General features: G+C 74.2%; 6 protein-coding genes and 1 pseudogene. 4 read left to right on the top strand and 3 right to left on the bottom strand.

The window, feature by feature from the left end:
• Positions 1–20 precede the first annotated feature (20 nt).
• The 3 genes from ACIQPT_RS26915 to ACIQPT_RS26925 all read left to right on the top strand — a co-directional run bounded on the left by ACIQPT_RS26915 (position 21) and on the right by ACIQPT_RS26925 (position 1981).
• Complete coding sequence (locus tag ACIQPT_RS26915) at positions 21–1124, top strand: PP2C family protein-serine/threonine phosphatase (protein ID WP_401159305.1); 1104 nt, start codon at positions 21–23, stop codon at positions 1122–1124.
• A gap of 176 nt (positions 1125–1300) precedes the next feature.
• Positions 1301–1567 carry a WhiB family transcriptional regulator gene (locus tag ACIQPT_RS26920; protein ID WP_401159307.1) on the top strand — a complete coding sequence of 89 codons (267 nt, stop codon included), beginning with the start codon at positions 1301–1303 and terminating at the stop codon, positions 1565–1567.
• 87 nt (positions 1568–1654) lie between these two features.
• Complete coding sequence (locus ACIQPT_RS26925) at positions 1655–1981, top strand: YkvA family protein (protein ID WP_401159308.1); 327 nt, start codon at positions 1655–1657, stop codon at positions 1979–1981.
• Positions 1982–2004: 23 nt separating this feature from the next.
• Here ACIQPT_RS26925 and ACIQPT_RS26930 read toward each other — a convergent pair whose 3' ends face one another.
• Positions 2005–3342: a DUF6777 domain-containing protein gene (locus tag ACIQPT_RS26930; RefSeq protein ID WP_401159310.1), complete on the bottom strand. Its 1338-nt coding sequence runs from the start codon at positions 3340–3342 to the stop codon at positions 2005–2007.
• Positions 3343–3534: 192 nt separating this feature from the next.
• Between ACIQPT_RS26930 and ACIQPT_RS26935 the strand changes: the two genes are divergently transcribed.
• Complete coding sequence (locus ACIQPT_RS26935) at positions 3535–4821, top strand: streptophobe family protein (RefSeq protein ID WP_401159311.1); 1287 nt, start codon at positions 3535–3537, stop codon at positions 4819–4821.
• A 128-nt stretch (positions 4822–4949) separates the two neighbouring features.
• Here ACIQPT_RS26935 and ACIQPT_RS26940 read toward each other — a convergent pair whose 3' ends face one another.
• Both ACIQPT_RS26940 and ACIQPT_RS26945 read right to left on the bottom strand, forming a co-directional pair.
• Entirely contained in the window at positions 4950–5999 is a 1050-nt protein-coding gene (locus tag ACIQPT_RS26940; RefSeq protein ID WP_401159313.1) for a serine/threonine-protein kinase, read from the bottom strand.
• Positions 6000–6005: 6 nt separating this feature from the next.
• Positions 6006–6233, bottom strand: a pseudogene (locus ACIQPT_RS26945) (hypothetical protein); the annotation flags it as partial.

Consider the following 6233-nt stretch of genomic DNA (forward strand, 5'->3'; position numbering starts at 1 on the left):
GCGCCGTACAGCGTGGGGGAGTGGTGCAGCTGCGCAGGGCCAGGTGGATCCCGCTGGGGGTCGTCGTGCTGGCCGTCGTGCTGGACCTGGCGACCCCGACGGACGTCACCTCCGCGCCCCTACTGATGGCCGCCCCGGTCGCCGCGGCGCCGCTGCTGAGCCTGCGCGGCATCATCGCGGTCGGCGCCCTCTCCATGGCCGTCCACGCGGTCCTCGCCCGGGTCGACGGCACCTTCGGCTGGCAGCGGGGCGTCGCCAACCAGCTCACCCTTCTGGCCGTAACCGTGCTGGCCGTCCTCATCAACCGCTCCCTGGAGGGACGGGACGCCCGGACCCGGCGCGCCCGCCACATCGCCGCCGTGGCCCAGAGCGCCGTCCTGCCGAGGCCTCCCTCGCGCCTGGGTGAGCTCAGGATCGCCGCCCGGTACGTGCCCGCCGAGAACGAGGCCATGATCGGCGGCGACCTCTACGTCGTCCAGGACACCCCGCACGGGGTGCGTGTGATGGTCGGCGACGTACGCGGCAAGGGCCTGGGCGCGGTGAGCGCGGTCTGCGCGGACCTGGGGGCGTTCCGGTACGCGGCGGACGAGGCGGAGGACCTGCCCGGCCTGGTGACCGCGCTGGAGCGGGCCCTCCTGCGCGAGGGCGGCCGGCGCGGTGGCCAGGAGCAGGACGAGGGGTTCACCACCGCGCTGATCGCCGAGTTCGCCGAGGGCCTCGACGTCGTACGGGTCGTCAACCGGGGGCATCCGCCGCCGGTGCTGCTGGACGCCGAGGGCCGGGCCACCGTCCTCGAACCGTCCGAGGAGGCGCCCCCGCTCGGCATGAGCGCCCTGGGGACCTGGTCGTCCCCGGTCGACGCGTTCCCGTTCCCGCCCGGCGCCACCCTCATCTGCTACACGGACGGGGTCACCGAGGCCCGCGACGAGTCCGGGATCTTCTACGACGCGTCCGTCCGGCTGCCCCTCCTCGTCCACCACCGCGCGCTGATCGGCGACCCGGCCACCCCGGCGCAGATCCTCCACCTGCTGATCGAGGACGTCGGCTACCACACCGGCGGCCGGATCCAGGACGACCAGGCGCTCCTCGCCCTGCACCGCCCCCGGGTCCGCCCGCCCGCGTAGCGGCCGCCATGCGCTGCCGATGACCCGATGTGCCCACCCGATACGTGTTTGAGGCGCCGATCGTCGGTCACCCGCACGGAAGACGCGTACGGCAAGCGGAAGACGCGTACGGCAAGTGACTGACGACGTATCGACATCGGGAGTGAGCAGAGTTGAGCAGCGCAGAGTCGAGCGGCATGGAGAACTGGCGCCTGCACGCCGCCTGCCGCGAGGAGGACCCGGACCTGTTCTTCCCCATCGGGAGCACCGGCCCCGCCGTCGTCCAGACAGCGGAGGCCAAGGCCGTCTGCCGGAGCTGCCCCGTACAGGCCGCCTGCCTGGAGTGGGCCCTGGAGAACCGGCAGGACTCCGGCATCTGGGGCGGCCTGTCCGAGAACGAGCGGCGCGCCCTGAAGCGTCGCAGCCGCAGGCGGGCGGAGGCCCGGGGGCGCGGCACGGCCTGATCCGCACCGCCGCACTTTTCGGCCCCGGAGCGCCGGCATCGCCGCCACGGGTTCGTGATCCGGGAGCGAGTGGGTACACGATGAGCCATGGACACCACCGTTTGGCTCGTTCTCGGCGCCGTGGCCGCGCTGCTCATGCTGGCCCTGGCCGTCGTGCTGCTGGTGCGCGTCTTCAAGGCCAGGAAACTGCTGGTCGACGCCGGGATCCCGCTGCGGAACAAGGCGCTCGTCTGGGCGGCCGTCATCTACACCGTGTCACCCGTCGACCTGCTGCCCGACCCCGTCTACCTCGACGACATCGGCTTCCTGCTGGTCGCCCTGCGCTCCCTCCACTCGGCCGCCTCGGCAGCCGGAGTGCGTACGGGGACGCGGGCGAAGACCCCGGTGGAGAGCCGCCCCGACGCCGTGGGCTGAGGGGGCGGCGGTTCTCCGTCCGTTCAGCCGATCGCGGGTGCTCCCTGCGGGGCCGTCCCCGGTCCGGGATCCTGCGGGTCCGGGGAGTCCGGGCCGGGCGGCTGCGGGGCCGACTGCGAGTCGGGCGAACCCGGCGGGTCCTCCGGCGCGGGCTCGGTCCCCGGGTCGTCGGGCGGCGGCTCCGAGGTCGCCGGGTCGTCCGGCGGAGGCTCGGAGGTCGCCGGATCGTCACCGGGCCGCGACGCCGGGTCGTCCGGCGAGGACTCCGACGGCGTGGCCCCCGACGACGAGGGGCAGGGGTCCGAACCGGGCGGGCAGGGGGATTCGGAGGCGTCCTTCGGCGGGTCCGTCTTCTTGTCGCCGTCGCCCGTGTCGCCGGACGGCCGCTTGAACCAGTCGCCGTTCTCCGGGTCGACCATCACGAACTCCTTCACCGGCTTCTTCGACGGCTCCACCACGACCACGTCGGAGGCCCGGTAGCCCGGCCACGCCTTGCCCGTCTGCCGTGGATCCTCCTGGGCCACGGGCGGCAGCAGCGGGTTCCCGCACGCGCAGCGCACCCGGGGCACGCCCCGGTCGTCGACCATGACCGCCGTACCCGCCTGGAGCACCGCCTGGTAGGCGTTCGCCTCGCCGTCCCGGTAGCCGTGGTTGGTGACGCGGGTGTCCATGCGCAGCGTCACGGGGGTGAGCCCCCGCAGATAGCCGGGGACGGCGGACGGCTCGATGTCCTGGACCGAGGCGAACGCCCGGTTCTTGTCCGGCGCCGCTCGCAACACCTTGATCTGCTGCTCCACATCGCAACTGGCGACCTTGCGGGTGCCCCCGTAAAGACCCGGCGCCGCGCCGTCCACCCCACGTGTCACCTGCGCGCCGGTCGCCGACGCGCTCGGTGCCACGGAGGGGCTGGCGGTCCCGGGCCCGGGGGCGTCGTCCTCGGCCGTGGACTCCGTGAACGGATCGGGCCCGGACTCGCCCGCCGCCTGGAGGAACACCTCACCGCCCGCCTTCGACCCGCCGTCGGGCCGGGTCAGGACGACGACCAGCACCACCGCCGCGACGAGAGCCGTCGCGATCGCCGCGATCCGGGGGACCGAACGCCACCAGGGGCGGCCGGGGCCGGAACCGGGGGCGGCGCCCGAGCCGCTGCCCGGGTCGCCGGGACCGCCCGGACCACCGCCGGAATCCCCGCCCCCGCCGCCCGAGCCGCCCGGTCCGCCGTGGTCGCCGCCGCTGGGCGGGCCGGGCGGCGGGCCGGACACGGTCGGAGGGGGCGGTGTGGGGCCGGACTGCGAGGGGCCCGAGAGCGGGCCGGACGGCGGTCCTGTGGGGCGGCCGGATGGCGGTGGTCGGTCACTCACGGGCTCTGCTCCCCGACGTCGGTACCCGCCCCGGTCGTCCCTGCCCGGCCCCGTTTCCGTACCAGGGCCATCAGGCGACAATCCGGGGCATATCGCCTCATTGTCTGTCCTGTCGGGGTGGTCCCCGCAAGCGGAGGGAGGGACCGGTTTCCCCGGGAAGCGGAGCGTTCGGACCCTGTTTAGCGTGGGGGCGTGAACGTCCGCGCGAGCAACGACGAGAACAGCGCACCCGCCCCCCACGGCTGGCGCCACGCCCTTCTCGCGGTCCTCACCGGTGTGCTGGCCATGGTGGTGACCGCGGCGCTCGGCCTGTGGGCCGCCGGTGCGGCGGGGCTGCCCGGCGGCGCATTCCCGGCCGTGGTCGCCGCGGTCGTGGTGATGGCGGCGGGCGGCTCCGTCGGGCTGTCCGGGGACGCCGGTTCCCTCGTGGGGACGCAGGCCGACCTCTCGGTCCTGCCGCTCTCGGTGACCCTGGTGGGCGCACTGCTGATCGCCCGGGGCTTCCTCCGCCCGCTCCACCACCGGGCCGTCGCGGGAAGCCGCGAACTGGCCGGCTGGGCGGGCCGCGTCGCCGCCCTGTGGGTCGTCGCGCTGATCGTGATCTCGCTGATCGCCCGGCACACCTTCACCCTCTCGGCCGACGACCTCACCGGCAGCGACGCCGGGGATCTCCTCGGCAGCGACCCGAAGGTCGGATTCCGGGCGGAGATCCCCCTCACCCTGGTCTTCGGGCTGCTGTGGCTGGCCGGTGTCCTCGTGCTGGCCCTGCTCGTCTCGCGCCGGGCCCCGCTCCCGGCCCGGCTGCTGCGCTTCCAGGAAGCGGTGCGCCCGGCGGCGTTCGCCATGGTGGCGCTGCTCCTCGCCTGCGTCGCGCTCGGTGTCGTCGCCGGTCTCGTCGTGATGATCACGCGCGGGCACCCCGCCGAGACCGTCGCGGTCATCCTCCTCGGACTGCCCAACCTGGTCTGGCTCGCGCTCACCCTCGGCATGGGCGCGTCCTGGGAGGGCAAGGTCGAGGGACCCTTCGGGCTGCCCATGCCCCAGGTGCTCGACTCCGTCCTGCGCACCCCCGACCTCTCCACCCTGAACCTGAGCACCCTCGCCGAACAGGACGGGCGCGTCCGCTGGCTCGTGCTCGTCGTCGCCGTGCTGGTGCTCGCCGCCGCGTTCCTCATGGCGGCCAGATCGCCCGCCCGCACGCGCCTGTGGCAGCACGCGGTGCACATGGCGGTGGCGCTCACCCTGACCGTGCTGTTCATCTGCCTCACCGCCCGGATCTCCGCCCACTACGGACTGTCCCTCCTGGGCCTCGGGGACCTCGGCGGCGGACTCGGCGGGGAGGTGTCGCTGCGCCCGAAACTGTGGACGGCGCTCGGATTCGCGGTGCTGTGGGGCCTGGTCACCGGCTTCCTCGGCGGCCTCGCGGCCACCCGGGTGCACCGGCGCGGCGAGGTCAAGGACACGGGCCCGGACACCTGAACCGGCCTCACCCGAACCGGCCTTACCTGAACCGGCCTTACCTGAACCGGCCTTACCTGAACCGGCCTTACCTGAACCGGCCTCATCCGGACCGGCCTCATCCGGACCGGACCTCACCCGAACCGGCCTCACCGGACCGATCGGCCGGCTTCCGGGAACACCGGGTCGGCCCAGCGCGGCGGCGCGGGCGGAGCTTCGGGGGCCGCCGACCAGGAACCGGCGGGTGCGTCCACCCGGGTCGGCGCGTGCTCACCGGGTCCGATGCCCGCAGCCGCTGCCCGCAGCGCGGCGACGAACCGCAGACAGGTCTCGTAACGGTCCTCCGGGGACTTGGCGAGCGCCTTCGCCAGTACGCCGTCGACGGCGGCGGGGAGCCCGGGCCGCAGCCCGCTCGGCGGGGTGGGCGGGTCGTACTGGTGGGCCCACAACAGCGCCATGTCGTCGTCCCGCCGGAACGGCGGCGCACCGGTCAGGGTCTCCTGGACGACGCAGGCGAGGCTGTACACGTCGCACCGCCCGTCCACGGGCCGCCCGGAGATCTGTTCCGGCGCCACGTAGTCGAGGGTGCCGACGAACTGGCCGACCGTGGTGAACCCGGTCAGCGACAGTGACTTCTTCGTCAGCCCGAAGTCCGTGAGATACACGTGCTCCGGATGGTCGCTGTCGGTGCCCGCCGCCACCAGGATGTTGCCGGGCTTCACGTCCCGGTGCACGAGGTCGTGGTCATGGGCCGCGTCGAGCGCGGACGCGACCTGTGCGGCGATCCGGACGGCGGCCGTGAGGTCCAGCGGCCCGCGCCGGTCGATCAGGACGCGCAGATCGGCGCCCGCGACGAAGCGCATGGCGATGTAGAGCAGCCCCTCGGTCTCGCCCGCCTCGAACACCGGCACGATGTGGGGGTGGTCGATCGCGGCTGCCACCCGCGACTCATGCGTGAACCGCTGCCGGAAGGTGTCGTTGCGGGCCAGCTCCGGCGCGAGCAGCTTCAGCGCGACGATCCGGTCCAGCCGCAGGTCCTTGGCGCGGTAGACGACGGCCATGCCGCCGCGCCCGATCTCGGCCTCCACGAGGTAGCCCGCGATCCGCTTGCCGACGAGATCGTCCTCGCGCCCGGTGGGCAGCCCGGCGTCGTGCGACGGAGGAGGCGGTGGCGGCGGTGGTGGCGGTGGTGGCGCCATCGGCCGTCACCGCCCGGCATTCCCCGACGCGCCGCCGCCGGGCGGTTCGTCGGGCCCGGTGACGGTGATCGCCCGGGTGGGTTCGGGGGCGTCGGGGGGCGTGGGGCGGATGGGCTCGGGTTGGTCCGGAGTGACGACGCGGGTGGGCTCGGGCCCGTCCGGCGGTGCGATGCGTGTGGGTTCGGGAGCATCAGGCGGTGCGGCGGCGGGCGTGGGGTCGAACTCGTCCGGTGT

It is taken from the genome of Streptomyces sp. NPDC091289 (assembly GCF_044757365.1).
Taxonomy (GTDB): domain Bacteria; phylum Actinomycetota; class Actinomycetes; order Streptomycetales; family Streptomycetaceae; genus Streptomyces.

What these genes read in the sequence shown, in the direction of transcription:
- ACIQPT_RS26920 (WP_401159307.1), top strand. Translation starts at nt 1,301, where the DNA reads ATGGAGAACTGGCGCCTGCACGCCGCCTGCCGCGAGGAGGACCCGGAC.
- ACIQPT_RS26940 (WP_401159313.1), bottom strand. Translation starts at nt 5,999, where the DNA reads ATGGCGCCACCACCGCCACCACCGCCGCCACCGCCTCCTCCGTCGCAC.
- ACIQPT_RS26925 (WP_401159308.1), top strand. Translation starts at nt 1,655, where the DNA reads ATGGACACCACCGTTTGGCTCGTTCTCGGCGCCGTGGCCGCGCTGCTC.